This is a genomic window from Rhodovarius sp. (genome assembly GCF_040399605.1).
In the GTDB taxonomy this organism is placed as follows: domain Bacteria; phylum Pseudomonadota; class Alphaproteobacteria; order Acetobacterales; family Acetobacteraceae; genus Rhodovarius; species Rhodovarius crocodyli_A.
Genome location: NZ_JBBARU010000134.1, coordinates 1,994 through 4,338, shown reverse-complemented (window position 1 = coordinate 4,338; position 2,345 = coordinate 1,994). Strand labels below are relative to the sequence as shown.

The following is a 2,345-nucleotide window of genomic DNA, read 5'->3' as shown; positions in this document are numbered from 1 at the left end:
CTGCTGGGTACCGAAATGGCGGCCGGAGGGGTGGCCATTTTCCCGGTAACTTTGCCGCGGCCACAATGCTGACAGTCGCGGCACCAGGCGGCGATGTCTTTGCCCATGCCTTTCCATACGAACCTTGAGGTCACTAGGCGCTGGGTGGCGCGGGTGCCTGGGTGGCCGAGGTCATGGATCTGGTGAAAAACCTGGGGCCTGAACGGGAGTGGGACGATGGGGCGGAGGCGGCCGGCTGAGACATCACAATACAAGGAAACATCCTCCAGGCTCTGCTGTTGAATGGAGAGGGACTGTGGCGAGGCCAACAGGCTCTGAGTGGCCTCACAGGTGGCCTGGGCGGCCGCCAATGCCTTGAGGTCAATGGAGGCTGCGGCCGGTGGGGAAGTAGCGGCGACCTCAGCAACAGTTGCGGGTGGAGCTGGAGGCCGGGACAGCGTGTCTGCCACCACGTTGCTGGAACCAGGAATGTGGACCAGGGTGGGGGTGAATTCGGCAAGATAGGACAGGTGGCGCTGTTGTCTCGCAGTCCATGGCTCGGAGATGCGGTGGAGTGCTGAGACCAAAGGTTTGTGGTCTGTCCAGATAGTGAAACACCTCCCTTCCAGCAAATGGCGGAAATGTCTGATGGCCTCGTAGGCGGCCAGAAGCTCGCGGTCAAAGGCGCTGTACTTCTGCTGGGCGGTGTCCAGTTTCCTTGAGAAAAACCCGAGGGGTTCCCAGGCTGGGCTGCATGGCCGTTGCTGCTGAAGAGCCGCCCCCACATGTGTGGCTGAGGCGTCAACTGCCAGAACCAGGTCGCAGTTTTCAGCTGGGAAACGGAGGCTGGCGGAAGAAGACAGGGTCGCCTTGGCCGTCAAGAAGGCCGATTCCATCTCCGGGGACCAAGAAACGGGGCTGCTGCAGGCCGGGCCGCCCTTCAACGCCTCTGTGAGAGGCCGGAGGATCTTGGCGGCCGCCGGGAAGAAAGGCCTATAGAAATTCACAAGGCCCAGGAAACCCTGGAGGTCACGGACTGTCGTTGGACGGGGGAAAGAGGACAAAGCTGAGATGTTGGTGGCCAAAGGTCGGAAGCCCTGGCCGGACACCTGGTGGCCAAGGAATTCAACCGTGGGCTGGCCGAAACTGCACTTGTCCACGTTCAGGACCAGGCCATGCTCCTGCAGACGGCTAAGGACCTCTCGCAGGTGTACTGCGTGGCTGGCCATGTCCTTGCTGGCAATCAGTATGTCGTCTAAATAGACAAACACAAAATCCAGCCCCTGCAGCACACGGTCCATCAGACGTTGAAAGGTCATTCCGGCATTCTTCAGGCCGAAAGGCATGCGTAGGAATTCCCAGAGGCCAAACGGGGTGATAATAGCCGTCTTGGCCACATCTGAAGGCCGAACAGGAACCTGCAGGTAACCTTTCCTGAGGTCAAGCTTGGAGAAAACCTGGCACCCGTCCAACCGACCAGAGAAGTCGGCCATGTTTGGGAGAGGATATTTGTCCGGCTTGGTGAGTAGGTTTAACCTTCGATAGTCGCCACACGGCCTCCAACCGCCATCCGGCTTCCGGACCATGTGGAGAGGACTGCTCCATTCGCTACAGGACCTCCTGACGATTCCTGCCCGCTCCATTTTGGCGAACTCCGCCTTGGCGGCCTCCAGGCGCTCCGTGTCCAACCGGCGGAACCGGGCCGTCACCGGGCGGCCGTCAGTCTCCAGGTGGTGGACGGTGTCATGGATTGGAGCTGGCAGGTCCTCTTGTGTGCTGAGTAGCTGTTGGAACTCAATCAGGACCTCGTGGAGGGGGGGAGGGGTCTTCGACACCAAGGAGCAAAGGGCACCCCGGCGGCCGGTGTGGTGGCGGTTGTGTTGGCGGCCAGAGGCTGTATCCAGTGTGGTCATGGTGGCCGCGTGGAGCACCCGATGGTTGCTTGCGTCTACTAGGAGGCCGAAGTGACGCAGAAAGTCTACACCAAGGATGTTGTGTGCCACGTTGGCCACTAAAAATGTCCAAGAGAAATGCCGGCCGCCAAAAACTAGGGCCATCTTGGTCTCTCCTAGCACGCTGATGGAGGTGCCATCTGGACCAGAGATGACAGTTGAAGATGGGGTAAGGGGGCCTGCCTGCTTGCTGCTGGCAGGGATGACGGAAACGGAGGCTCCCGTGTCAACCAAAAAATCTAGGCCAGAAAGCTGCTCTCTGAGGTGGACTAACTTGCCGGCCTCCACCGTGTTTATGCGGCCGCTAAACTGGGCACTGTTGACACGGTGTGGAGCAGATGGTGAAGGCGAAGAGGATGAAGGTGAAGAGGATGAAGGTGAAGAGGATGAAGGTGAAGAGGATGAAGGTGAAGA

At 59.6% G+C, this 2,345-nt stretch carries 1 protein-coding gene; it reads right to left on the bottom strand.

All coding sequences use genetic code 11. The features are described from left to right. Positions 1-1,565 (bottom strand): reverse transcriptase domain-containing protein (locus ABWP84_RS18145; RefSeq protein WP_353213430.1); only part of this gene is annotated, 1,565 nt, incomplete at its 3' end. Positions 1,566-2,345 lie beyond the last annotated feature (780 nt).